Origin of the sequence: Streptomyces sp. NBC_00690, assembly GCF_036226685.1 — a bacterium.
Classification (GTDB): domain Bacteria; phylum Actinomycetota; class Actinomycetes; order Streptomycetales; family Streptomycetaceae; genus Streptomyces.
Genome location: NZ_CP109009.1, coordinates 6,230,781 through 6,255,909 on the forward strand (window position 1 = coordinate 6,230,781; position 25,129 = coordinate 6,255,909).

Genomic DNA, 25,129 nt, shown 5'->3' on the forward strand with positions numbered 1-25,129 from the left:
CCTCCTGGCCGTTCCCGGCCCGTAGTCGTACCGACCACCGTGGTCGTCCGGATCTGCGCGGTCGTCACACCGTCCGGACCCCGGTCAAACCGGCGTCCGGTGGCAGCGGCGGCTCATGCGTCGATGTCCGTTGAGGTTCTCAGGGCCCGTGACAGGAGAGAGTGCGAAGTGCAGTTGGTAGTCGCCCGGATCGGCCGCGCCCATGGCATCAAGGGCGAGGTCACCGTCGATGTGCGCACGGACGAGCCGGAACAGCGGCTCGCCCCCGGGGCGGTACTGGCCACCGACCCGGCCGGCATCGGACCGCTGACGATCGAAACCGGCCGGGTGCACAGCGGCCGGCTGCTGCTGCGGTTCGCAGGCGTACGGGACCGCACCGGCGCCGAAGCCCTCCGGAACACCCTGCTGATCGCCGAGGTGGACCCCGAGGAGCAGCCCGACGACCCGGACGAGTACTACGACCACCAGCTCATCGACCTCGATGTGGTCACCGTCGACGGCGCCGAGGTCGGCCGGATCACGGAGATCAGCCATCTGGCCTCCCAAGATCTGCTGATCGTGGAGCGCGAGGACGGCAGCGAGACGATGATCCCCTTCGTGGAGGAGATCGTCGTCGAGATCGACCTGGAAGAGCAGCGCGCCGTGATCGACCCGCCGCCCGGGTTGATCGACGACCGCGCCGAGATCGCCTCCGCCCGTGACGCCGACTCGTCGCCGCGGCACCCGGGCGATGAGGCCGAGGAATCCCACTCTTCCGACACCGGCCGCGCCCCCGAGGGCGATGTCTGATGCGGCTCGACGTCGTCACGATCTTCCCCGAGTACCTGGAACCCCTGAACGTCTCCCTCGTCGGCAAGGCCCGTGCCCGCGGACAGCTCGACGTCCGGGTGCACGATCTGCGCCGGTGGACCTTCGACCGGCACAACACCGTCGACGACACCCCCTACGGCGGTGGCCCGGGCATGGTGATGAAGACCGAACCCTGGGGCCAGGCCCTGGACGACGTACTGGCCGGCGGCTACGAATCCGGGGCGCAGGGCCCCGTCCTGGTGGTTCCCACCCCCAGCGGGCGGCCGTTCACCCAGGAAGTCGCCGTCGAACTCTCCACCCGCCCTTGGCTGATCTTCACCCCAGCCCGCTACGAGGGAATCGACCGCAGGGTCATCGACGAGTACGCCACCCGGATGCCCGTGTATGAGGTCTCCATCGGCGACTACGTCCTCGCGGGGGGAGAAGCGGCCGTACTCGTGATGACCGAGGCGGTGGCCCGGCTGCTGCCGGGCGTCCTCGGCAATGCCGAGTCCCACCGCGATGACTCCTTCGCGCCCGGCGCCATGGCCAACCTGTTGGAAGGGCCCGTCTACACCAAGCCGCCGACCTGGCGGGACCGTGCCATTCCGGACGTACTGGTCAGTGGGCACCATGGGAAGATCGCCCGCTGGCGGCGGGACGAGGCATTGCGCCGCACCGCCCTCAACCGGCCCGATCTGCTCGAACGCTGTGACCCGGCCGACTTCGACAAGAAGGACCGGGAGATCCTCTCCATCCTGGGCTGGGCCCCGGTGGCCGACGGTGGATTTTGGCGCAGGCCGGGAGCCGTGGAAGAATAGGCAGCTGCCGTACGTCCGGCGCGCGCCCCTGCCACAGGGGGACACGACGCCCGCTTCGACGCAGCGGCCCTCAGAATCTCATCCTCTCTCCCGCTGATGACCTGTGGCATCGCGAAGAAAGCAGACGAACATGTCGCACGTGCTCGACGTCGTCAACTCCGCCTCGCTGCGGACTGACGTCCCGGCATTCCGTCCCGGTGACACCGTGAACGTTCACGTTCGCGTCATCGAGGGCAACCGCTCCCGTATCCAGCAGTTCAAGGGTGTCGTCATTCGTCGCCAGGGCGCTGGCGTCAGCGAGACCTTCACTGTTCGCAAGGTCTCCTTCTCCGTCGGCGTTGAGCGCACCTTCCCGGTGCACAGCCCGATCTTCGAGAAGATCGAGCTGGTCACGCGCGGTGACGTCCGCCGCGCCAAGCTGTACTACCTCCGTGAGCTGCGCGGCAAGGCCGCGAAGATCAAGGAGAAGCGCGACAACTGAGCCGTCGCGCCTTTCCGGCGCCGACGGTAGCCGGGTCACCGCATCGCGGTGGCCCGGTTTTTGCGTTCCCGGGGCGACGGCCCCCCCTGGGTTGCTCGCCATCCGTCTCCACAGCGGGGCCGGATAGGCTTCGCCCTCGATGGACACCGAAGCGAAGCACACCGAGCACGACCCCTCCCACGGCCCCGATACGGGCGAGTCGTTGGAGGAGTCGTCGCACCCGGTGGGCGCCGAGGGAACACCGCAGGCAGCCGCCGATTCTGATCCCGATGGCGATGGCGATGGCGTTGTTGGTGTTGGAGCCGGTGCGGAACCGTCTTCTTGGGAGCGGTTCGTCGCGTTCTCCTGGCGCCGAGCCGCCCTGCTGACCGTGGCTCTCATCAGTGTGGTGTTGCTTTTCAGCCACTTCGTGGCCCAGCCCTTCCAGATTCCCAGCGGGTCCATGACACCGACCCTTCACCCTGGTGACCGGGTCCTCGCCAACAAGTTGGCGTACCGTTTCGGGGCGGAACCCCAGCGCGGAGATGTGATCGTCTTCGACGGTAGGGGCTCGTTTGTTCGGGAAGACTTGGAAGAGAATCCGGTCAGCGCCGCGGCACGGGGTGTGCTCACGGCGATCGGCCTCGCCGACCCGACCGACACGGACTATGTGAAGCGCGTGGTCGGTGTCGGTGGTGACCGGGTGGTCTGCTGTGACAAAGGGGGCAGGGTCCAGGTGAACGGCACGGCGGTTGATGAGGACTATCTGCATCCCGGCGATACGGCCTCCGAGGTCGCGTTCGACATCGTCGTCCCGGAGGGGACCCTCTGGGTCATGGGAGATCACCGGAGCGACTCCAGCGACTCCCGTGATCACCTCGGTAGCCCCGGTGGAGGCATGGTCCCGGTGGACAAGGTCGTCGGGCGGGCCGACTGGATCATCTGGCCCGTCGGGCACTGGACGTCCGTGGAGCAGACCTCGGCCTTCGGTCGCGTTCCGGACTCCCCCTCATCCCACGGGCCCACGAGCGACCGAGCGGCTGCGCCCGCCGGTTCGGGCCGGCCCGGCGGCATAGATGGGTAACCGAGGACGGCACGCTGCATCCAGGACCGATACCCGGCTCCCCACCGGGACTCGATCGCCCGAGGACGGGAACAGGCAGCTGCCGGGCCGCGCGGAGCGACGCAAACTGGCCAAGAAGGTGCGCCGCAAACGACGGCGCTCCGCCCTCCAGGAAATCCCGCTGCTCATCGTGGTGGCCCTGGTGATCGCCCTGGTCCTTAAGACCTTCCTGGTGCAGGCGTTCGTGATCCCCTCCGGTTCAATGGAACAGACGATCAAGATCCAGGACCGGGTGCTGGTGGACAAGCTCACCCCTTGGTTCGGATCCAAGCCCCGACGCGGTGACGTGGTCGTCTTCAAGGACCCGGGCGGTTGGCTCCGGGAGCAGGACACCACCAGCAAGAAGAACGACCCGATCGGGGTCAAGCAGATCAAACAGGGGCTCACCTTCATCGGCCTGCTGCCATCGGACGAGGAGCAGGACCTGATCAAGCGGGTCGTCGGCATCGGCGGCGACACCGTGCTGTGTTGTGACGAGAAGGGCCGCGTCACCGTCAACGGCGTACCACTCGTGGAGCCGTACCTCAATCCGGGCAATGTGCCGTCGGCGCTGACCTTCGAGGTCAAGGTGCCGCCGGGACGCCTCTTCGTCATGGGCGACCACCGATCAAATTCGGCCGACTCGCGCGCCCACATCGATCGGGAGTACAGCGGCACGGTCTCCGAGAAGGAGGTGGTCGGCCGCGCCGTGGTGATCGCCTGGCCGGTCAAGCACTGGCGCAGGCTGGAAGAGCCCGAGACCTACGCGTCCGTCCCCAACGCGACGGGTGGGGCGACGGCGGCGCTGCGTGAGTCGAATAGTGTGTCGTCCCAGGATCACAAGGGAATGGTCCCGCTCCCGCGCCCTGCGGAACTTCCGCTCGTTATGGGAGTAGTAGGTCTGCTCCTTCTTCGGGGTAGGCGGTCGGCAACGGAGTGAGGAGTGGATGTGGGGGACGTGGCGGTCGGCGCACGGTCCGGACACGAGCAGCCGGATGACAGGCCGGGGAGGCCCGCCGAGCCATCCCCGCCGGCGTCGGGCGATCTGGACGGGGAGCCCTCGAAGGACGGTTCGTCCGGCTCGTTCGACGATCCCCCCGGTGATGTCGGGGGTGACGACCATGGAAGGAAGAAGCAGCGCTCCTTCTGGAAGGAACTGCCCCTCCTGGTCGGCATCGCGCTGATTCTCGCGCTGCTGATCAAGACCTTCCTGGTGCAGGCGTTCTCGATTCCTTCGGACTCGATGCAGAACACCCTCCAGCGCGGTGACCGGGTGCTGGTGGACAAGCTCACCCCGTGGTTCGGCTCCGAGCCCGAGCGCGGCGAGGTCGTGGTCTTCCACGACCCCGGCAACTGGCTGGACGGCGAGCCCACGCCCGAGCCGAACGTGTTGCAGAAGTTCCTCAGCTTCATCGGCCTGATGCCGTCGGCGGAGGAGAAGGACCTGATCAAGCGGACCATCGCCATCGAGGGCGACACGATCGAGTGTCGCAAGGGCGGACCGGTCAAGGTCAACGGCAAGGTGCTCGACGAGCCGTACATCTACCCAGGCAACACCGCCTGTGACGACCAGCCATTCGGTCCGTTCAAGGTGCCGAAGGACCGGATCTGGGTGATGGGCGACCACCGTCAGAACTCCAAGGACTCCCGGTACCACATGGAGGACGTCAACGAGGGCTTCGTCCCCGTCGACAAGGTCGTCGGTCGGGCCGTGGTCGTGGCATGGCCGGTCAACCGCTGGGCGACGCTCCCCGTACCGTCCACCTTCGACCAGTCCGGTCTGAACGCCGCAGCGTCCGTCGCGGTGTCGTCCGCGCCACTGGCGATGGGGGCCCTCGGCGCCGTGCCGATCGTGCTGTGGCGCAGGAAGCGGCTGACCGCCGGGTCCACCCCCCGATAGGGTTCCGTCCCAGTTCGCGGATCGGCCAGTGACCGCCGCGGGAAGCCCGTCTCCCCGCCGTTCGGTGGTCGGTCGGGGGTGAGGGAGGGGCATGGGAACGATACGGACGGATGACGGCCGCGGCCGGCTCGGCAATGTGTTGTCGAGCGTGGCCGTGGCCGTCGGCTGTGTGCTCTTCCTCGGGGGCTTCGCCTGGGGCGCGGTCGTCTACCGGCCGTACACCGTGCCGACGGACTCCATGGCGCCCACGGTCGAGATCGGAGACCGGGTGCTCGCACAACGGATCGACGGCGACGAGGTGCGGCGCGGTGACATCGTCGTCTTCCGGGACGCCGGCTGGGGCGATCTGCCCATGGTCAAGAGGGTGGTCGCCGTCGGCGGTGACGAGGTGGCCTGCTGCAGTGATGGCCGGAAGCTCACCGTCAACGGCGTTCCGATCGAGGAACCGTATCTGCCTGACGCAGTCCCCGCGTCGCCCGGCAACTTCACCGCCAAGGTGCCCGCGGGGCAGCTCTTTCTGCTGGGCGACGAGCGGATCGGTTCCCTGGACTCCCGTACCCACCTTGAGGACCCCGGACAGGGGTCGGTCGCCCGTTCCGCAGTGGAGGCACGGCTGGACGCGGTTGCCTGGCCCCTGGGCGGGGGAGTGCTGGAGCGACCGCAGAGCTTCGCCCAGCTGCCGGGCGGGGTGTCACGACCCGGGCCGGTGAAGCTGATCGTGGGGTCGGTGCTGGTCGGGGCGGTGCTGATCTTCGGTGGGGCGGCCTGGGGACCGTTGGCGCGAGGACTCCTTGCACGACGACGGGGGAAGGTGCCCGCGGATGCCGGATGACGAGACGCAGGACTACCCGGAATACCCGGAATACCCGGAATACGCGGAGTACGTAGAGCGGCAACGCCGCCAGCCGCCTTCGGATGGCGCAGTTCTCTCCGGAGCGGGGCAGGAGCCACAGGCGGATGGCGAGAGGACCGGCGACACCAGCCGGGGCACCCCGGCGGGCGATGATCGCAAGAGCTCCGAGGCTGCTTCGGGCCGATCGGACGACGCACTGACAGCAGCGGATGGATCTCCGGCCACGGGCGAACGCCTGAGGAAGGTGGCTCGTGTGGTCCTCCTCGACCCCCAGGACCGCATCTTGCTGATGCACGGCTGTGAGCCGGACGATCCCACCGACTCCTGGTGGTTCACCCCCGGGGGCGGACTGGAAGGCGATGAGACCCGTGAGGAGGCCGCACTGCGCGAACTGGCCGAGGAAACGGGGATCACGGATGTGCAGTGGGGGCCGTTGCTCTGGCAGCGGTACTGCTCCTTCCTCTTCGACGGCAGGCGGTGGGACCAGGACGAGTGGTACTTCTTGGCACGCACCACCCAGACCGTGGCGGGCCCGCGCGCACTCACCGCACTGGAGCAGCGCAGCGTCACGGGTCTGAGGTGGTGGACCTCCGCCGAACTGTCCTCGGCGCGTGAGACGGTGTACCCGACCAAGCTCGCCGAGTTGCTGCGCACGCTGCTCGCCGAGGGTCCTCCGAGCATGCCGGTCGTCCTGGCCCCCGAAATCGTCTAGGGGCCCGTGGGGCTGGCGCACAATAGGGGGACGTAAGGCTGAAGGGGAACATGCCATGAGCGCCGAGGACCTCGAAAAGTACGAGACCGAGATGGAGCTGAAGCTCTACCGGGAGTATCGAGACGTCGTCGGATTGTTCAAATACGTGATCGAGACCGAGCGTCGTTTCTATCTCACCAATGACTACGAGATGCAGGTGCACTCGGTTCAGGGTGAGGTGTTCTTCGAGGTGTCGATGGCGGACGCCTGGGTCTGGGACATGTACCGCCCTGCGAGATTCGTGAAGCAGGTTCGCGTCCTCACGTTCAAGGACGTGAACATCGAGGAGCTGAACAAGAGCGACCTCGAACTTCCGGGTGGCTGAGTTATCCACAATGGGTCGGTTGTCCACCAAGATCCACACCTAGGGGAGTGACCCGTCAGAGTCGGTGCCGGAGGTGGTGCCGACTATGAACGGTACGGGGGCACTGGGACGGTACGGCGAGGAGTTGGCAGCGCGGCTGCTGACCGAAGCCGGAATGACGGTGCTGGCGAGGAACTGGCGCTATGGACGGGTCGGCGAGATCGACATCGTGGCCCACGACGGTGATGCCCTGGTCATCTGTGAGGTGAAGACCCGCAGGCCCGGGCCTTTCGGGCAACCACTGGCCGCGATCACTCCCACGAAGTCCGATCGGTTGAAACACCTTGCCGAGTGTTGGCTCCAGCAGCAGGGGGGAGCCCCGCCCGGCGGCGTGCGGATCGATGTGGTGGCGGTGCTCGTGCCCCGAAGGGGAGCACCCCTGGTCGAACACGTCCGAGGGGTGGCCTGATGTCCTTCGCACGGGCCTGCTCCGTGGCGCTCGTGGGCGTCGAGGGCGTCTTGGTGGAGGTCCAGGCGGACTTGGAACGGGGGGTGCCGGCCTTCGCGCTGGTGGGGCTGCCTGACAAAAGCCTGGTGGAGAGCCGCGACCGGGTGCGGGCGGCCATGGTCAACTCGGGGGCCGAGTGGCCGCAGATGAAGCTGACGGTGGGTCTGAGCCCGGCATCCGTCCCCAAGGGAGGGAGCGGATTCGATCTGGCGATCGCCACCGCCGTGCTCGGGGCGTCGGGACGCATCGACCCCGGTGCCATGACCGATCTGGTGCTGATCGGTGAGCTCGGTCTCGACGGCAGGGTCCGGCCGGTGCGCGGGGTGCTGCCCGCGGTGCTCGCAGCCGCGGCGGCGGGATACCGGCAGGTCGTCGTCCCGGAACAGACCGCCGGCGAAGCCGCGCTGGTGCCGGGCGTCTCCGTACTGGGCGTGCGGAGCCTGCGCCAGTTGATCGCCGTGCTCAACGACGAACCGGTCCCGGACGAAGTCCCTGCGCCCGAAGGCAGCCCGGACAGTTCACTGGCCGGGCTGATGGTCCCCGGGGCCGGCCTGGGTACCGGGCTCGGCGCATCACCCAGCGGTTGCGCCGACCTCGCTGACGTCGCGGGGCAGCATATGGCGCGCACGGCGCTTGAGGTCGCCGCGGCGGGTGGGCACCATCTGATGCTCCATGGACCACCGGGCGCCGGGAAGACGATGCTCGCCGAGCGTTTGCCCGGAGTGCTGCCACCCCTGACCCAGGAGGAGGCGTTGGAGGTCACGGCGGTCCACTCGGTGGCGGGCATCTTGCCGCCCGATCAACCTCTGGTGCGCACCGCTCCCTACTGTGCGCCACATCATTCGGCGACCATGCCCTCTCTGGTCGGCGGGGGGAACGGTCTTCCGAGGCCGGGTGCGGTCTCCTTGGCCCACCGCGGGGTCCTCTTCTTGGACGAGGCGCCGGAGTTCTCCGCCAAGTCGTTGGACGCACTGCGGCAGCCGCTGGAATCGGGCCATGTGGTGGTGGCGCGGAGCGGAGGGGTGGTGAGGCTTCCTGCGCGCTTTCTGCTCGTCCTCGCTGCGAACCCCTGTCCCTGCGGGCGGCACGCGGTCAACGGGGCGGGGTGCGAGTGCCCCCCTTCGGTGGTTCGGCGCTATCAGGCTCGGCTGTCAGGGCCCCTGCTCGACCGCATCGACCTCCGGGTCGGAGTCGGCCCCGTCAGCCGAAGCGATCTTCTGGGGCCAGGAGGAGGCGGCGAGACCACCGCGGCGGTCGCCGCCAGGGTCCTGGCAGCAAGGGGACGGGCCCGATCGCGGTTGACCGGTACCCCTTGGAGGGTGAACAGCGAAGTGCCCGGCCATGAATTGCGGACGCGGTGGCGGGCCGGTCCAGGGGCACTTGCCGCGGCCGAACGGGATATGGAGCGCGGTCTGCTCACGGCACGCGGGCTTGACCGGGTGCTGCGGGTGGCCTGGACGCTGGCGGATCTGGCAGATCGGGATCGGCCGGAGAAGACTGATGTCGATCTTGCGCTGGCCCTGCGCACCGGAGTGGCCCGAGGAACGCCACAACGGGTCGGCACCAGGAGTCGGTGAAGCCGGCCTCTGAGCGGGCGAGCATGCGGCTGGCCGTACGCCGCGATCCAGTGTTCTGGGCGTGCGACGGGGCAGACACCGAAGCTGCCGTGGCTGTTGCGGCGCGCGAACTCGGGCTCTGCGACCAGCGGGATGGATTGCGGATGAGCGGGCCGGTCGGCAGAGCTCAGGCCCAGGGGTGGCCGGGCCGCCGGAAGGCCCAGCCCAGGCCGGACCTGCCAGGAGGGGGCAGGACCTGAGAGGAGCACCGGGGCGAGAGCGGATGACGTCAGGAGCGGGCAGGGGGGCGACCAGCCTTGATGCGGGATGCGGGATGCGGGATGCGGGATGCGGGATGCGGGATGCGAGTGAGGCTGGCGGATGGATGCCGGAGAAGGCGGGGCGCGGGCCGAACCACAGCGAGGCGGGTGGGAGGCCCGAACCGTGGGTGTGGTCCGCAACGGAGGAGGGCCGAGGAAGGTGAATGCCTCCTCTGCCGCGAACACGTGTGAACGAAGGGAGAGCAGGACGATGTCGGATGCGGACGACCCCGATCGGGTGGCACGAGCGGCCCTCACTCGTGTGATCGAGCCCGGAGATGAGCGGGGCGGTCGATGGCTCCGGGAGTTCGGAGCCCCCGAGGTCCTGGCGAGACTCGCCGGACCCGAGTCCGGCGCAGTGGAATTGACGGGAGCCACACCGCGCCGTTTGGCAGCGTTCCGCGCGAGGGCACGGGAGGCCGCCACGAGCCGTGACCTGGCCGCCATCGGTGAAGCAAACGGTCGTTTCATCTGCCCCGGTGACCAGGAGTGGCCGACACAGCTTGATGATCTCGGGGATGCCAGACCCCTGGGACTCTGGGTCCGGGGGCGCCCCGACCTGAGGGCCTGGGCGCTACGGTCGGTGGCGATCGTCGGGGCCAGAGCCTGCACCCCCTATGGCGCACACATGGCGGCGGTGCTCGGCTCCGGGCTCGCCGAGCGCGGCTGGGTCGTGGTCTCGGGGGCCGCGTTCGGGGTGGACGGCGCAGCACACCGAGGGGCACTGGGCGCGGACGGCGCCACCGTGGCCGTGCTTGCCTGCGGGGTGGACACGGTCTATCCGCGGGGTCATGCCGAGTTGATCGGGCGGATCGCCGAACAGGGCCTGCTCGTAGGCGAGTTACCGCCTGGCGATCACCCCACGCCCAGTCGTTTCATCTTGCGCAACCGCGTCATCGCGGCGCTCACTCGGGGCACGGTGGTGGTCGAGGCCCAGTACCGCAGCGGCTCCCTGGTCACTGCCCGCTGTGCTCAGCGATTGGGGCGCCACACGATGGGGATTCCCGGCCCGGCCACCAGCGGCCTCTCCGCGGGAGTCCATGAACTCCTGCGGGGTGAGGGCGTGCTGGTTACCGACGTCGATGAAATCGTCGAACTGGTGGGGGAGATGGGCGAGCTCGCACCCGCTCGACGCGGTCCCGTGCTTCCGCGGGATCTACTGGATGAGGTGAGCACCCGGGTGCTCGAAGCGGTTCCGGCGCGAGGGGCGGTTGACTGTGCGCGACTCGCCCGGATCGCGGGGACCGTGCCGGAAGAGACGCTCGGCAAGCTCTACGGGCTGCATGCCCTGGGCTTCGTCGAACGCCATGGCGACTACTGGCAGTTGACGGATCAAGCGATCCGCGGGTCGAACGCGCGGCGAGGCGGTTCTTGACCTGGGTCATTCGGGTGAAAAGGTGATGTCGAGGACCTTTTGCGGGCCCGTGGGTGGCGTCTGAGGGCCGGTGTGTGATGTCTCGGTGCCGGTTCGAGGTGTGGTCGACGGTGGATACCCCGTAGCGGGTCGTTCACCAGACCTTCGCCCACCGCGACCGTTCAGTCACGCTACGCTCACCCTCCTGGCCCAGACGCTCGTCGATCCCTCACCGACTCCCCTCACAGCAGAACGGCTCAAGGCAACGCCATGCCACAGCACACCTCCGGGTCTGACCGCGCGGCAGTACCCCGCGCTGCCCGTGGCGCCGTCCGGCCCCCCGCTCCCTCCTCCTTGGAGGAGCTGTGGCGGTCGTACAAGTCCACCGGGGACGAGCGGCTGCGTGAGCAGTTGATCCTGCACTACTCGCCACTGGTGAAATACGTCGCGGGCCGGGTCAGTGTCGGGCTGCCGTCCAATGTGGAGCAGGCGGATTTCGTCTCGTCCGGGGTCTTCGGGCTGATCGACGCGATCGAGAAGTTCGACATCGAGCGGTCCATCAAGTTCGAGACCTACGCCATCACCCGCATCCGAGGGGCGATGATCGACGAGCTTCGTGCTCTGGATTGGATCCCGCGGTCGGTCCGACAGAAGGCGCGAGCTGTGGAACGCGCCTACGCCACCTTGGAAGCCCAGCTCAGACGGACCCCTTCGGAGCTTGAGGTGGCTTCGGAGATGGGTATCGCAGTTGAGGAACTGCATGCCGTTTTCAGCCAATTGTCTTTGGCGAACGTCGTCGCACTCGAAGAGCTTCTGCATGTCGGCGGCGAGGGTGGCGACCGGCTCAGTCTGATGGACACCCTGGAGGACACGGCGGCCGACAATCCCGTCGAGGTCGCCGAAGACCGTGAACTGCGCCGGCTGCTCGCCCGTGCGATCAACACGCTCCCCGAGCGGGAGAAGACCGTGGTGACCCTCTACTACTACGAGGGCCTCACCCTCGCCGAGATCGGGAACGTCCTCGGTGTGACCGAGAGCAGGGTCAGTCAGATCCACACCAAATCGGTCCTTCAGCTGCGGGCCAAGCTCGCCGACGTGGGCCGTTGAACGCTGAATCGTGCCTGCCTCTTGCGCGATATCCGTAAAGTGGAGACGTGCCCAGGATTCGAGCGGCCTCCGTGGCCGAGCACCGGACCATGCAGCGCGACGCTCTGCTCGACGCCGCGCGTTCCCTCCTGTCCGAAGGCGGTACGGAGGCACTGACCTTCCCCGCCCTCGCCGAGCGCACGGGCCTCGCCCGCTCCTCGGTGTACGAGTACTTCCGCTCCCGAGCCGCGGTCGTCGAGGAACTGTGCGCCGTCGACTTCCCCGTCTGGGCCGCCGAGGTCGAGGGCGCAATGGCCCGTGCGGACACGGCCGAAGGGAAGATCGAGGCGTATGTGCGCCAGCAGCTCACCCTCGTGGGCGACCGGCGACACCGCGCGGTCGTCGCCATTTCCGCCAGCGAGCTGGATGCCGGCGCCCGGGAGAAGATCCGTGCCGCGCACGGAGGCTTGATCACGATGATCGGCGAGGCGCTCGGTGAACTCGGGCACCGTCAGCCCCGCCTTGCGGCGATGCTGCTGCAAGGAGTGGTCGACGCGGCGGTGCGGCGCATCGAGTTGGGTGCTGCCGAAGAACCGGACGTCATTGCGAATGCCGCCGTCTCCATGGCTCTCCGCGGCGTCCAGACCTGATTGTTCTCTGACCTGACCTGACCTGACCTGACCTGTGCCGTTCCGGCTCAAGTCGACCTGCCATCGTCCAGAGCTGAGCCGTGCCAGGGCGCTGCTCGCCGTGTCGCTCCGTGCCCGGCTTGTTCGTGAGCAGATGTCGCCCGTGCCGGGGCACCCGTAGCTGATTTCCGCTACTGCGGGTCCGCCGTGATGGCTGGGGCTCCAGGACCCTCTGGGTCGAAAGCGCGACCTGTGGCCACTCCGCTCCCTGGCGCCCCGGTCGCGATGCCGTCGCCCCTTTGTCGGGCGGTGCCGAGAGAGGCGGCGCAGGACCCCGTACAGGGCCAGGACGGCGCCACTGAGCACCAGCGCTCCGGGTGACAGGAGGGAAGAGTCGCGCCGTGGACGGGTGAATTGCGCGGGGAGGGGGACTTCCCCGCCGAGCGGTGGCGTGCCAATGACGGGGAGCAGCCGAGGGCCTGCGTGCCCCAGCAGTTGCGGCGGCAGCAGGCTCAGAGGGTCCAGATACTGGGGCCCGCGCCGCAGGCCCCAGTGCAGACAACCCGTCCGACAGTGGGATCCCCCGCTGGCCACCCGGCCCACCGGTTGACCGGCCGACACCTCAGCGCCCACCGGCAACAACGCGTCGACCGGCTCATACGTGGTGCGCAGGGGAGTGCCTGTCGACTCCGCCTCCGTCAGGCTGATCGACAGCACTCCCCGGCCCGCCACCCGGCCGGCGAACACGATCCGACCGGCCGCTGCCGCCCGCACCACCGTTCCTGGCGCTGCCGACAGATCCACGCCCCGGTGGCCCGGCCCGTACGGAGAGGCAGGCGGCTCCCAGCCCCGCACCACCAGGGGTCGCGGCGGACCCACCGGCCAGCTCCGGGCGGTTGAGGCGCCGCCTGGGCGCACCCCGGTGACACCCTGCTGACCGCCCTGCTCGCCATCCAGCCGTCTCTTTTGTTCGCCGCCCTGTTCACCGACCTGTTCTGCGCCCGTCACGGAGGCTGTGCGGGCGATGTCGACGGCTCCGACCTGCGAGGACGACCACGGGTCGACCAGCAGCACTACGGTCGAGACGGTCACGAGCAGCAGGACGAACAGGCGCCGGTTCATGGCCAGACCGTCTCGCACGAAGCCCCCATCAAGTGGATCATGGGCGGCATTTGTGGAGTACCCGTCGGTTGTGGATATCGACGTCACCCGGCACCGTGCGGGTCCCGTACACTTCTATCGGCGACCCGGGTCACCGGGTCGACTTCGCACGCCCCGCCACCATTCACCTCTCAAGGTTTCGGTGGCCGCGCTCCTCGGTCCCTGTGGCACGGCGCGTCGGGGCGTCAGGACACAACCGAGAATCAAGGAGATACGGCCATGGCCGTCGTCACGATGCGGGAGCTGCTGGAAAGCGGCGTCCACTTCGGTCACCAGACCCGTCGCTGGAACCCGAAGATGAAGCGCTTCATCTTCACCGAGCGCAACGGCATCTACATCATCGACCTGCTCCAGTCGCTGTCGTACATCGACCGCGCCTACGAGTTCGTCAAGGAGACCGTCGCCCACGGCGGCTCCATCATGTTCGTCGGCACCAAGAAGCAGGCCCAGGAGGCGATCGCCGAGCAGGCGACCCGCGTGGGCATGCCGTACGTCAACCAGCGTTGGCTCGGTGGCATGCTGACCAACTTCTCCACGGTCTACAAGCGGCTCCAGCGCCTCAAGGAGCTTGAGCAGATCGACTTCGACGATGTGGCCGCGTCCGGCCTTACCAAGAAGGAGCTGCTGGTCCTCTCCCGCGAGAAGGCCAAGCTGGAGAAGACCCTGGGCGGCATCCGCGAGATGCAGAAGGTGCCCAGCGCCGTCTGGATCGTCGACACCAAGAAGGAGCACATCGCCGTCGGTGAGGCGCGCAAGCTCCACATCCCGGTCGTTGCGATCCTCGACACCAACTGCGACCCCGACGAGGTCGACTACAAGATCCCGGGCAACGACGACGCGATCCGCTCCGTCACCCTGCTCACCCGCGTGATCGCCGACGCCGTCGCCGAGGGCCTCATCGCCCGTTCCGGTGTCGCGACCGGTGACTCCAAGCCGGGCGACAAGGCCGTCGGCGAGCCGCTCGCCGAGTGGGAGCGCGACCTGCTTGAGGGCGACAAGAAGTCCGACGACGCCGAGAAGCCGGCTGAGGCCGCCGCCGAGACCGCTGCGGACGACGCCCCGGCCGCTGAGGCTGAGGCCCCGGCTGCTGCGGACGAGGCCCCGGCCGCTGAGGCCGAGGCTGACGCTCCGGTCGCCGAGGCTCCGGCCGCGGACGCCGAGCAGCAGGCCTGATCGCCGTACAGCTTCGGTAGGTGAGACGGCGGGGGACGGTGCCAGGTGCACCGGCCCCCGCCGTACACCCGTAGATCTTCGACGGATCGTCGTGAGATCTTCGGCAGATCTTCGACTTTTGACTTTCGAGAAGAGACTCAAGGACATGGCGAACTACACCGCCGCTGACATCAAGAAGCTCCGTGAGCTGACCGGCGCCGGCATGATGGACTGCAAGAAGGCGCTGGACGAGGCCGAGGGCAGTGTCGACAAGGCCGTCGAGCTGCTCCGCGTCAAGGGGCAGAAGGGCGTCGCCAAGCGCGAGAGCCGCAGCGCTGAGAACGGCGCCGTCGTCTCCCTCATCTCCGAGGACCAGACCTCCGGCGTGCTGCTTGAGCTGAAGTGCGAGACGGACTTCGTCGCCAAGAGTGACAAGTTCCAGACCGTCGCCAACACGCTTGCCGCGCACGTCGCCGCGAGCTCCCCGGCTGACCTCGACGCCCTGCTCGCCTCCGAGATCGAGGCCGGCAAGACCGTTCAGGCGTACGTCGACGAGGCCAACGCCAACCTCGGCGAGAAGATCGTCCTCGACCGTTTCGCGCAGTTCACCGGCGCGTACGTGGGCGTCTACATGCACCGCACCATGCCCGACCTTCCGCCGCAGGTCGGCGTGCTGGTCGAGCTGGACAAGGCCGGTGACGAGGCCGCCGTCGTCGCCAAGGACGTCGCGCAGCACATCGCCGCCTTCTCGCCCAAGTACCTCAGCCGCGACGAGGTCCCGGCCGACGTCGTGGAGAACGAGCGTCGCGTTGCCGAGGCCACCTCGCGTGAGGAGGGCAAGCCCGAGGCCGCCCTTCCGAAGATCGTCGAGGGTCGGGTCAACGGCTTCTTCAAGGAGGTCACCCTTCTTGAGCAGGCGTTCGCCAAGGACAACAAGAAGTCCGTCCAGAAGATCCTGGACGAGGCCGGCGTCACGCTGACGCGCTTCGTCCGCATTCGCGTCGGCGCCTGAGCAGACGGCGAGTACGCGATCGGTCCGGGAGCCCGCTAGGGTTTCTTACGCAGTCATCGGCCGCGATTGTCATGCGGCAGTGCTGCGCCGAGGCGCCGGACGACCGCAGATCTGACGAGGAGGCCATTGCCGACAGGGACACCAGCACCCAGGCGGCAATGGCCTTCTTCGTATGTGCACGAGGAGATCTCCATGAACAAGGGCGCGGACGCCAACCAGGCTCCCGGCGACAACAGCGATCACGACGGGAATCACGAAGTGAACAAGGCCGGACGCTTCATGCTGAAGCTCTCCGGTGAAGCGTTCTCGGGCGGCGGGGGGCTCGGTGTCGACCCCGACGTCGTCCACGCCATCGCCCGCGAGATCGCCGCGGTCGTCCGTGACGGTGCCCAGATCGCCATCGTGATCGGTGGCGGTAACTTCTTCCGCGGCGCCGAACTCCAGGTGCGCGGTATGGACCGAGCCCGTTCCGACTACATGGGCATGCTCGGCACCGTGATGAACTGCCTCGCACTCCAGGACTTCCTGGAGAAGGAGGGCATCGACTCCCGGGTCCAGACCGCGATCACCATGGGTCAGGTCGCAGAGCCGTACATCCCGCTGCGGGCCGTGCGCCACTTGGAGAAGGGCCGCGTCGTGATCTTCGGCGCCGGCATGGGAATGCCGTACTTCTCCACGGACACCACCGCAGCCCAGCGTGCTCTGGAGATCGACGCCGAAGCCCTGCTGATGGGGAAGAACGGTGTCGACGGGGTCTATGACTCCGACCCCAAGGCCAATCCCGACGCGGTGAAGTACGACGCGCTGGAGTACGGCGAGGTGATCACCCGGGACCTCAAGGTCGCCGACGCCACCGCCATCACGCTCTGCCGCGACAACTCCCTCCCCATCCTGGTCTTCGAACTGCGCACCGAGGGCAATATCGCGCGAGCCGTCCGGGGTGAGAAGATCGGCACCCTGGTGAGCGATCGGGGCACCCGAGCCTGATCCGGGGGTGTCCGGGGACGACCGGCCGTGGCCGTCCGGGGATAGACAAAGCCCTGCCGGTCGGACACCGTGCAGGGGATAGACGCGAGACAGGTTCCGCCCGCCCGAAATTCCGTACGCCGGGCCTACTCAAGACACGCAGGAGCACGTGGTGATCGAAGAGACCCTCCTCGAAGCCGAGGAGAAGATGGAGAAGGCCGTCGTGGTCGCCAAGGAGGACTTCGCGGCGATCCGTACTGGCCGGGCGCACCCGGCGATGTTCAACAAGATCGTGGCCGACTACTACGGTGCACTGACCCCGATCAACCAACTGGCCTCGTTCTCGGTGCCGGAGCCGCGCATGGCGGTGGTGACCCCGTTCGACAAGAGCGCGCTGCGCAACATCGAGCAGGCGATCCGTGACTCGGACCTCGGGGTCAACCCGAGCAACGACGGCAACATCATCCGTGTGGTGTTCCCGGAGCTGACCGAGGAGCGCCGCCGCGACTACATCAAGGTTGCCAAGAGCAAGGCCGAGGACTCGAAGATCTCGATCCGCTCCGTGCGCCGCAAGGCCAAGGAAGCCATCGACAAGCTCGTCAAGGACGGCGAGGTCGGCGAGGACGAGGGGCGCCGCGGGGAGAAGGAGCTCGACGACACCACCGCCAAGCACGTGGCCCAGGTGGACGAGCTGCTGAAGCACAAGGAAGCCGAGCTGCTCGAAGTCTGATGAATGACTCTTCCTGGGGGGCCCCGGCGGGGGCCAGTTACGTCGGGCAGTGGCCGCCGTCCGACCAGGGTCCTGCCTCGGCGGGTCCTACATACGATGAGCGTGACGCACAGCAGACTCGGCCCATGCCCATCGTGCCGGACTTTCCCGATGCAGGTAGAGACGCCGAAAACCCCGACGAATCCGACGATCACGCATCCCGCGATGAGCGCGACCAGAGGGCCGCTCGGCTGAGTGGCCCTCTGTTCCGCGAGGAGAAGCCGCAGGAGCCCATGCCCATTCCGCCGTCCGAGTCGGTGCCCGAGGGACCGCGCGCACAGCGGGCGGGTCGTCAGGCCGCTCGGGAGAAGAAGCGGGCCGGCCGTGACCTACGGGCGGCCATAGGGGTCGGGCTTGCGCTCGGCGGTGTGATCGTGGCTTCGCTCTTCGTCGTCAAGGCAGTGTTCGTCGGGGTGGTCGTGGTCGCCGTGGTGGTCGGGCTCTGGGAGCTGACCACCCGCCTGGACGAGCGCAAGCAGATCAAGGCGCCGCTCGTGCCGCTCGCGATCGGCGGGGCGGCGATGGTCGTGGCCGGCTATGTGCGCGGCGCGGAGGGTGCCTGGGTCGCCATGGCGCTCACGGCGCTCGCCGTCCTCGTCTGGCGGATGACCGAGCCGCCCGATGGCTACCTCAAGGACGTGACGGCGGGTGTGTTCGCCGCCTTCTACGTTCCCTTCCTGGCGACGTTCGTCGCCCTGATGCTCACTGCCGACGACGGTGCCAAGCGGGTGCTGACCTTTCTGGTGCTCACCATCGTCAGCGACACCGGGGCGTACGCCGTGGGCTGGCGGTTCGGCAAGAACAAGCTCGCACCGCGCATCAGTCCCGGCAAGACCCGCGAGGGCCTGTTGGGTGCGGTCGGCTTCGCGATGGTGGCCGGTGCGCTGTGCATGCAGTTCCTGGTCGACGGCGGTGCCTGGTGGCAGGGGCTGCTGCTGGGGCTCGCGGTTGCGGTCAGTGCCACCCTCGGCGATCTCGGTGAGTCAATGATCAAGAGGGACCTCGGCATCAAGGACATGGGCACGCTCCTGCCGGGGCACGGCGGGATCATGGACCGGCTCGATTCCTTGTTGCCGACGGCTCCGGTGGTGTGGCTGCTGCTGGTCCTGTTCGTCGGCTCGGGCTGAGCTGCGGCTGAGTTTTTTTGGGGTTCGGTGAGCGCCCCAGGCCACGGGACGGGTCGTACGGCAACGCCGACGGCCTCGGCTCGTGGCCACTGTGTTTCACGGGGCTGGTGGGGTCAGCGGGTGGTTCGCGGTGATGGCGGTCATATCCGCTGTCGCTGACCGCAGCTGCTGACAGTGGCCGTAGGTCCGTGGCCAGCCTGTATTCGGTACACGTACGCCTCCACCCTCCGGACCGTTCCTCGATCGGGAGCGGCAAGAACGGGGGATGGAGAGGTCCGATTCCTGACGGCGAAGCGGTCGTCGGTGTACCCGTTACCCTGGAAGGGCGTGTCGCTCAAGTAGCGGCACGCCCTTTCGGCCCCGCAGCCCCGGGGCGCCCTGCCGTGGCCCCACGGCCCACCGGCACCACACCGTCGTCGGCTCCGCCCCCAGCGGAGGCTGCCCGGTCTCGTCTCACTGAGGAGTTACCGCTCATGGCCCCCGCCCCGGGAGAGCTCACTTTCGTCGCACCTCGCGGAGCCAAGAAGCCCCCGCGGCACCTCGCCGACCTCTCGCCCGCCGAGCGGAAGGAAGCCGTCGCGGCCATCGGTGAGAAGCCGTTCCGTGCCAAGCAGCTCTCGCAGCACTACTTCGCCCGGTATACGCACGACCCGGCCCAGTGGACCGACATCCCCGCCGCCGCGCGGGAGAAGCTCGCCGCCGAGCTGTTGCCCGATCTGATGTCCGTGGTGCGGCACATCTCCTGCGACGAGGACACCACCCGCAAGACCCTGTGGCGGCTGCACGACGGGACCTTGGTGGAGTCCGTCCTGATGCGCTACCCGGACCGGGTGACCATGTGCATCTCGTCACAGGCCGGCTGCGGGATGAACTGTCCGTTCTGTGCCACCGGGCAGGCCGGTCTGGACCGCAATCTGTCCACCGCCGAGATCGTCCATCAGATCGTCGACGGCATGCGCGCCCTGCGGGACGGGGAAGTCCCCGGTGGTCCCGCACGGCTGTCCAACATCGTGTTCATGGGGATGGGCGAGCCGCTCGCCAACTACAAGCGGGTCGTCGGTGCCATCCGCCGTCTCACCGACCCGGAGCCCGACGGGCTGGGCATCTCCCAGCGCGGGATCACCGTGTCGACCGTCGGCCTGGTGCCTGCCATGCTGCGCTTCGCCGACGAGGGCTTCAAATGCCGCCTCGCGGTATCACTGCACGCACCCGATGACGAACTGCGCGACACCCTCGTCCCCGTCAACACCCGCTGGAACGTCCGCGAGGTCCTCGACGCAGCGTGGGAGTACGCCGAGAAGTCCGGCCGCCGGGTGTCCATTGAGTACGCGCTGATCCGTGACATTAACGATCAGGCGTGGCGCGGTGACCTCCTGGGGCGGCTGCTGAAGAACAAGCGGGTCCACGTCAATCTCATCCCGCTGAATCCGACCCCCGGCTCCAAGTGGACCGCGTCGCGGCCCGAGGACGAGAGGGCCTTCGTCAATGCGATCGCCGCACACGGAGTCCCCGTGACCGTGCGTGACACCCGGGGGCAGGAGATCGACGGCGCGTGCGGCCAGCTCGCCGCCTCCGAGCGCTGAACAACCCTGCGGGAGGTCGCTCCCTTCGTCGGCTCCTTTCACCGGCTCCGTCCGTCGGCATCCTTCCTCGGCCGTGGGACCCCTGCCGCCGAGGGGTGTGGACCTTGTAGGGTGTGCCTCGTACATCTGCATATATCCGACAGGGGAGCGCCACAGCGCTGAGAGTGCGGTTTGAGAAGACCGCAGACCCTCTGAACCTCGCCCAGGTCATTCTGGGTAGGGAGTTCGGACACCACTCAAGCTGTTGCGCCCTGCCCGGAATCCTCGTGCGCGAGGACCGGGCGGGGCCGCGTCTCTTCCTGGCCACCCCCAGGAGGAATTGTCAGTGAGCACCATCAAGAAGGTCACCGTCACCGCGCTGGCCGCGGCGCTGGGTGTCACCACGCTCGCCGCCTGTGGGAGCGACGGGGACGCCAAGGACGGCGGGTCGGGCAGCTCGTCCAAGACAGTCACCCTGGTCACGCATGACTCCTTCGCCGTGTCCGACTCCGTTCTGGCCGACTTCACCAAGCAGTCCGGATACAAGGTGAAGATTCTCAAGAGCGGGGACGCCGGCACCGCACTCAACAAGGAGATCCTCACCAAGGGCTCCCCCCAGGGCGACGTCTTCTTCGGCGTCGACAACACGCTGCTCTCCCGGGCCCTCGACAAGGGACTGTTCACCGGATACGAGGCCAAGGGCCTGGACCAGGTGAGCGACGAGGTCCAACTCGACAAGGGCGAGCACCGTGTCACCCCGGTCGACACCGGAGACATCTGCGTCAACTACGACAAGAAGTTCTTCGCCGACAAGAAGCTCGCGCCTCCGGCCACCTTCGACGATCTGATCAAGCCCGAGTACAAGAACCTGCTGGTCGTCGAGAACGCGGCCACCTCGTCGCCCGGCCTCGGCTTCCTCCTCGGAACGGTCGCCCAGTACGGCGAGGACCAGTGGACCGGTTACTGGAAGAAGCTCAAGGCCAACGGGGTCAAGGTCGTCGACGGTTGGGACCAGGCGTACAACGAGGAGTTCTCCGGCTCGGCAGGTGGCAAGAAGGCGAAGGCGGATCGCCCGCTCGTCGTCTCCTACGCATCCAGCCCGCCGGTGGAGGTCCTCTACTCCAAGCCCCAGCCCACCACGGCCCCGACCGGCGTCGCCACCGGCACGTGCTTCCGTCAGATCGAGTTCGCCGGCCTGCTGGACGGCGCCAAGAACGAGGCCGGCGGCAGGGCGCTGCTGGACTTCATGGTCTCCAAGACGTTCCAGGAGGACATGCCGCTGAACATGTTCGTCAACCCGGTCGTCAAGGACACCAAGCTGCCGGAACTGTTCACCAAGTTCGGGGTGACCGTCGACAAGCCGGGCACCGTCGCACCCGACACCATCGCCAAGAACCGGGAGCAGTGGGTCCAGACGTGGTCCTCGCTCGTCGTGAAGTAGCACGGACAGGCCGTCGGGCCGAGCTGCGGGCAACCGCGGCGCGGCTCGGTCTGATGGCCCTGCCCGTCACCTTCCTCGCCGTCTTCTTCGCCTACCCGGTCGCCGCCATCGTCGGCCGGGGGTTGAGGGACGGCGGAATGTGGCAGTTCGCCCGGATCGGTGAGGTCATAGGTCGTGACGACCTTCAACGAGTGCTCTGGTTCACCACCTGGCAGGCGCTTGCCTCCACCGCGCTCACGCTGCTCGTCGCCCTGCCCGGGGCCTATGTCTTCGCCCGACTCGACTTCCCCGGCAAACGACTGCTGAGAGCGGCCGTGACCATTCCGTTCGTGCTGCCGACGGTCGTCGTGGGCACCGCCTTCCTCGCCCTGGTGGGCCGGGGCGGACCGCTCGACGAGCTGTGGGGCATCCGGCTGGATGCCACGGTCTGGGCCATCCTGCTCGCCCATGTCTTCTTCAACTACGCCGTCGTCGTCAGGACCGTCGGTGGGCTCTGGGCCCAGCTCGACCCGCGGCAGGAGGAGGCCGCCCGAGTGCTGGGCGCCGGTCGCATCGCAGCCTGGCGGCAGGTGACCCTGCCCGCCCTGACCCCCGCCCTGGCAGCCGCTGCCCTGATGGTCTTCCTCTTCACCTTCACCTCCTTCGGCGTCGTACAGATCCTCGGCGGACCCTCGTACGCCACCTTGGAAGTGGAGATCTATCGACAGACCGCCCAGCTGCTGGACCTGAGGACGGCAGCCGTGCTCACGATGGTGCAGTTCGTGGCGGTCGGGGCCGTCCTCGCCGTGCACGCCTGGACCCTGCGCCGCAGGGAGAGCACCTTGCGGTTGGTGGATCCGGCCCGCACCGCGCGGCCACCGCGCGGCCCGGGACAGTGGACCCTGCTCGGCGTGGTGCTCACCACCATCGTCCTGTTGCTTCTCGCCCCGCTCGCCGTACTGGTGGAACGTTCTCTCGATACCCCCGGTGGCTATGGACTCGACTACTACCGGGCGCTCGGCGACCTCGACGACAGCGGGTCCGCGTTCCTCGTCCCGCCGATCGAGGCGGTCTGGAACTCGCTCCAGTACGCACTGGCGGCAACCGCCATCGCCGTACTGGTCGGAGGGCTGGCCGCTGCCGCACTCACACGGCGGGCGGGTCGGCTGGTCCGCGGCTTCGACGCGCTGTTGATGCTGCCGCTCGGGGTCTCCGCGGTGACCGTCGGGTTCGGCTTCCTGATCACCTTGGACGAGCCCCCGCTGGATCTGCGGGCCTCCTGGATCCTGGTGCCGTTGGCGCAGGCGCTGGTCGGGGTCCCCTTTGTCGTACGGACCATGCTGCCGGTCCTGCGGGCCGTCGACGGACGGCTGCGCGAGGCGGCTGCGGTGCTGGGCGCCTCCCCGCTACGGGTGTGGCGGGAGGTCGATCTGCCGATGGTGCGGCGGGCGGTGCTGATCGCCGCCGGATTCGCCTTCGCCGTCTCCCTGGGCGAGTTCGGCGCCACCGTCTTCATCGCCCGACCGGACCACCCCACGCTGCCCGTCGCGGTGGCGCGGCTGATCGGACGGCCCGGTGAGCTGAACTACGGCCAGGCCATGGCACTGAGCACGATCCTGATGGCCGTGTGCGCCACCGCACTGCTACTGCTGGAGCGGACCAGGGTCCGCAACACCTCCGGAGAGTTCTGATGGCCCTGCCCGAACCGCTGCTGCGCCTCGACGAGGTGACCGTCCGCTTCGGCCCGCGGGCCGTGCTGGACGCGGTGCGTCTGGACGTCGTCGAGCATGAGATCGTCTGCGTCCTCGGACCCAGCGGCAGTGGAAAGTCGACCCTGCTGAGGGTGGTCGCCGGACTCCAGCGCGCCGATGCGGGGCGGGTGCTGCTGTCGGGAGTCGACCAGAGCGGCGTCCCCGTACACCGCCGGGGCGTGGGAATGATGTTCCAGGACCACCAGCTCTTCCCCCAACGCGATGTCGCAGGCAACCTCGCCTTCGGACTGCGGATGCACGGCACGGCAAAGGCCGAACAGCAGCGGCGCATCGCCGAGTTGCTGGAGCTGGTGGGTCTGCCGGACGCCCAGAAGCGGGCCGTCTCCTCCTTGTCGGGGGGTGAGCAGCAGCGGGTCGCCCTGGCCAGGGCGCTGGCCCCCGAGCCGCGGCTGTTGATGCTCGACGAACCCCTTGGACAGTTGGACCGGGGGCTGCGGGAGCGGCTCGTCATCGAACTGCGTGAGCTCTTCGGTCGACTGGGCACCACCGTGCTCGCCGTCACCCATGACCAGGGCGAGGCGTTCGCACTCGCCGACCGGGTGGTGGTCATGCACGAGGGACGCATCGCCCAGACGGGCGCGCCGCTGGAGGTCTGGCAGCGCCCCGCCGATGAGTTCGTGGCCCGGTTCCTCGGCTTCGACAACGTCGTCTCCGCCACGGTCAGCGGCACAGCGGCCCGTACGGCCTGGGGGAAGGTCCCCGTCCCTGACGGGTCCGCACAGGGTGAGCAACGACTTCTGGTGCGGCCCGCGGGGGTGCGGCTGGGGCCGCCCGAGGACGGTCTGCGCTGTCTGGTGGAGGGCCGCACGTTCCGTGGCAGCCGGGTGGCGGTACGACTGCGCCCCCTGGAAGGCCCGCCGTTGGAGGCGGAGGTGCTGTTGCGGGACGTACCGGATGAAGGGGCCGAGGTGGGGGTCACCTTCGAGGTCGACGAGGTGGTGGTGCTGGGGTGAGGGCTGTCAGCAGGCTCCGCTGCCGCTTCGGATATGTCGGACGGTGAGGGATCGTCACAGGGCAGGTCAGACATCTGGTTGCCAAATGGCAGGTCGGACCTCTGGTTGTCGGACGGCGGGTCGGACAGCTGGTCAGGCGGCGGGGGTTGGTGGTGCGGGCCGTGTGTCCGGGGACGGAGTGCAGGCTTCCGCGATGGCGAGGGCGTCCTCCACCACGCGATAGCCGACGATCAGTCCATTGCGAACGGTCAGCCCCAGCGTGAACGGTGAACGGAACGTCTTCCCCGTAGCCCGGACGGTTCCCGCGAGCCGTCCGCTGATCAGCGCTCGGTCGCCCGTGACGGTGATCGCGCCGATGGAGGTGCCCGCAGGCTCGGGCTGCTGGCCCTCGGCCAACTCCCGGAAGTGAGCGGCGACATCGGCGCGCGTTCGTCGCGGTCGGATCCAGGGCACCGCCGGGTTCTCTGCGATCAGCCAGTCGACGTCCGGAGCGAACAGTTCGGCGATCCGCTCCGGCGACCCTTCCTGGAGGCGGGTCAGGAACGCCGACACGACGGCCCCGGTGGCTTCGTCGGCACCGGAGGGTCGGGTCGCGATGTGTGCGGTGGCTGCTGCGGTGGTCATGGCGGGTTGGGTCCTTCCACGGGGGCGGCTACGACAGAAATCCTGCTGCGGCCGTCGCGAAAGGTCGATGACCTCTGAGGTAATGCCGAGCCCTGGCACCTGGCCCCGGGGCAGCCTTGGACTCCCGGAGCCGCTCCGCGCCGAGGCCGACCGGCAACCACCACCCGGCCCGGCGCAC

23 protein-coding genes and 2 pseudogenes are annotated in these 25,129 nt (G+C 68.3%); 23 read left to right on the forward strand and 2 right to left on the reverse strand.

The window, feature by feature from the left end; all coding sequences use genetic code 11:
• Positions 1-168 precede the first annotated feature (168 nt).
• The 14 genes and pseudogenes from rimM to OID54_RS27495 all read left to right on the forward strand — a co-directional run bounded on the left by rimM (position 169) and on the right by OID54_RS27495 (position 12,454).
• A complete protein-coding gene (gene rimM / locus OID54_RS27430; RefSeq protein WP_329023739.1) occupies positions 169-789 on the forward strand; it encodes a ribosome maturation factor RimM in 621 nt (206 codons plus the stop codon).
• Positions 789-1,610, forward strand: a complete 822-nt coding sequence (gene trmD, locus OID54_RS27435; RefSeq protein ID WP_329023741.1) for a tRNA (guanosine(37)-N1)-methyltransferase TrmD — start codon at positions 789-791, stop codon at positions 1,608-1,610. The genes rimM and trmD overlap by 1 nt, the downstream gene beginning before the upstream one ends.
• A gap of 130 nt (positions 1,611-1,740) precedes the next feature.
• Positions 1,741-2,091 (forward strand): 50S ribosomal protein L19, encoded by a 351-nt coding sequence (gene rplS, locus OID54_RS27440; RefSeq protein WP_329023743.1) that lies wholly within the window; start codon positions 1,741-1,743, stop codon positions 2,089-2,091.
• 139 nt (positions 2,092-2,230) lie between these two features.
• On the forward strand, positions 2,231-3,154 hold the full coding sequence (gene lepB, locus OID54_RS27445; RefSeq protein WP_329023745.1) for a signal peptidase I: 924 nt from the start codon (positions 2,231-2,233) through the stop codon (positions 3,152-3,154).
• A pseudogene (gene lepB / locus OID54_RS27450) lies at positions 3,147-4,171 on the forward strand (signal peptidase I). The gene lepB (OID54_RS27445) and the pseudogene lepB (OID54_RS27450) overlap by 8 nt, the downstream one beginning before the upstream one ends.
• Positions 4,131-5,072 carry a signal peptidase I gene (gene lepB / locus OID54_RS27455; RefSeq protein ID WP_329027817.1) on the forward strand — a complete coding sequence of 314 codons (942 nt, stop codon included), beginning with the start codon at positions 4,131-4,133 and terminating at the stop codon, positions 5,070-5,072. The pseudogene lepB (OID54_RS27450) and the gene lepB (OID54_RS27455) overlap by 41 nt, the downstream one beginning before the upstream one ends.
• Positions 5,073-5,163: 91 nt before the next feature.
• Positions 5,164-5,904 carry a signal peptidase I gene (lepB, locus tag OID54_RS27460; protein ID WP_329023748.1) on the forward strand — a complete coding sequence of 247 codons (741 nt, stop codon included), beginning with the start codon at positions 5,164-5,166 and terminating at the stop codon, positions 5,902-5,904.
• A gap of 217 nt (positions 5,905-6,121) precedes the next feature.
• A complete protein-coding gene (locus tag OID54_RS27465; protein ID WP_329027818.1) occupies positions 6,122-6,637 on the forward strand; it encodes an NUDIX hydrolase in 516 nt (171 codons plus the stop codon).
• A 55-nt stretch (positions 6,638-6,692) separates the two neighbouring features.
• Positions 6,693-7,001: a DUF2469 domain-containing protein gene (locus OID54_RS27470; protein ID WP_003965949.1), complete on the forward strand. Its 309-nt coding sequence runs from the start codon at positions 6,693-6,695 to the stop codon at positions 6,999-7,001.
• A gap of 85 nt (positions 7,002-7,086) precedes the next feature.
• Positions 7,087-7,449, forward strand: a complete 363-nt coding sequence (locus tag OID54_RS27475; RefSeq protein ID WP_329023749.1) for a YraN family protein — start codon at positions 7,087-7,089, stop codon at positions 7,447-7,449.
• Positions 7,449-9,065, forward strand: coding sequence for a YifB family Mg chelatase-like AAA ATPase (locus tag OID54_RS27480; RefSeq protein ID WP_329023751.1), 1,617 nt, complete (start codon positions 7,449-7,451; stop codon positions 9,063-9,065). The genes OID54_RS27475 and OID54_RS27480 overlap by 1 nt, the downstream gene beginning before the upstream one ends.
• 510 nt (positions 9,066-9,575) lie before the next feature.
• Complete coding sequence (gene dprA, locus OID54_RS27485; protein WP_329023753.1) at positions 9,576-10,739, forward strand: DNA-processing protein DprA; 1,164 nt, start codon at positions 9,576-9,578, stop codon at positions 10,737-10,739.
• Between the two features lie 249 nt (positions 10,740-10,988).
• Complete coding sequence (whiG, locus tag OID54_RS27490; RefSeq protein ID WP_329023755.1) at positions 10,989-11,825, forward strand: RNA polymerase sigma factor WhiG; 837 nt, start codon at positions 10,989-10,991, stop codon at positions 11,823-11,825.
• Positions 11,826-11,896: 71 nt separating this feature from the next.
• Positions 11,897-12,454: a TetR/AcrR family transcriptional regulator gene (locus tag OID54_RS27495; protein ID WP_329027819.1), complete on the forward strand. Its 558-nt coding sequence runs from the start codon at positions 11,897-11,899 to the stop codon at positions 12,452-12,454.
• A 555-nt stretch (positions 12,455-13,009) separates the two neighbouring features.
• On the opposite strand, the pseudogene OID54_RS39265 reads toward OID54_RS27495, so the two are convergent.
• Positions 13,010-13,555: pseudogene (locus OID54_RS39265) on the reverse strand (peptidoglycan DD-metalloendopeptidase family protein); the annotation flags it as partial.
• 258 nt (positions 13,556-13,813) lie between these two features.
• On the opposite strand from OID54_RS39265, the gene rpsB reads away from it, so the two are divergent.
• The 9 genes from rpsB to OID54_RS27545 all read left to right on the forward strand — a co-directional run bounded on the left by rpsB (position 13,814) and on the right by OID54_RS27545 (position 24,327).
• On the forward strand, positions 13,814-14,767 hold the full coding sequence (gene rpsB, locus OID54_RS27505; RefSeq protein ID WP_329023757.1) for a 30S ribosomal protein S2: 954 nt from the start codon (positions 13,814-13,816) through the stop codon (positions 14,765-14,767).
• A 145-nt stretch (positions 14,768-14,912) separates the two neighbouring features.
• On the forward strand, positions 14,913-15,758 hold the full coding sequence (gene tsf / locus OID54_RS27510) for a translation elongation factor Ts (RefSeq protein ID WP_329023759.1): 846 nt from the start codon (positions 14,913-14,915) through the stop codon (positions 15,756-15,758).
• Between the two features lie 192 nt (positions 15,759-15,950).
• On the forward strand, positions 15,951-16,745 hold the full coding sequence (gene pyrH / locus OID54_RS27515; protein ID WP_329023761.1) for a UMP kinase: 795 nt from the start codon (positions 15,951-15,953) through the stop codon (positions 16,743-16,745).
• Between the two features lie 151 nt (positions 16,746-16,896).
• Entirely contained in the window at positions 16,897-17,454 is a 558-nt protein-coding gene (gene frr / locus OID54_RS27520) for a ribosome recycling factor (RefSeq protein WP_329023762.1), read from the forward strand.
• Entirely contained in the window at positions 17,454-18,620 is a 1,167-nt protein-coding gene (locus OID54_RS27525; protein WP_329023764.1) for a phosphatidate cytidylyltransferase, read from the forward strand. The genes frr and OID54_RS27525 overlap by 1 nt, the downstream gene beginning before the upstream one ends.
• A 473-nt stretch (positions 18,621-19,093) precedes the next feature.
• Entirely contained in the window at positions 19,094-20,203 is a 1,110-nt protein-coding gene (gene rlmN / locus OID54_RS27530) for a 23S rRNA (adenine(2503)-C(2))-methyltransferase RlmN (protein WP_329023766.1), read from the forward strand.
• A gap of 325 nt (positions 20,204-20,528) precedes the next feature.
• Positions 20,529-21,623 carry a thiamine ABC transporter substrate-binding protein gene (locus tag OID54_RS27535; protein ID WP_329023767.1) on the forward strand — a complete coding sequence of 365 codons (1,095 nt, stop codon included), beginning with the start codon at positions 20,529-20,531 and terminating at the stop codon, positions 21,621-21,623.
• The gene (locus OID54_RS27540) at positions 21,599-23,293 is read left to right on the forward strand and encodes an ABC transporter permease (RefSeq protein WP_443055797.1); all 1,695 of its coding nucleotides are present in this window, start codon (positions 21,599-21,601) and stop codon (positions 23,291-23,293) included. Before OID54_RS27535 ends, OID54_RS27540 begins: the two co-directional genes overlap by 25 nt.
• Positions 23,293-24,327, forward strand: a complete 1,035-nt coding sequence (locus tag OID54_RS27545; RefSeq protein ID WP_329023769.1) for an ABC transporter ATP-binding protein — start codon at positions 23,293-23,295, stop codon at positions 24,325-24,327. Before OID54_RS27540 ends, OID54_RS27545 begins: the two co-directional genes overlap by 1 nt.
• Positions 24,328-24,459: 132 nt before the next feature.
• On the opposite strand, the gene OID54_RS27550 is transcribed toward OID54_RS27545, so the two are convergent.
• Complete coding sequence (locus OID54_RS27550) at positions 24,460-24,951, reverse strand: nuclear transport factor 2 family protein (RefSeq protein ID WP_329023771.1); 492 nt, start codon at positions 24,949-24,951, stop codon at positions 24,460-24,462.
• Positions 24,952-25,129 lie beyond the last annotated feature (178 nt).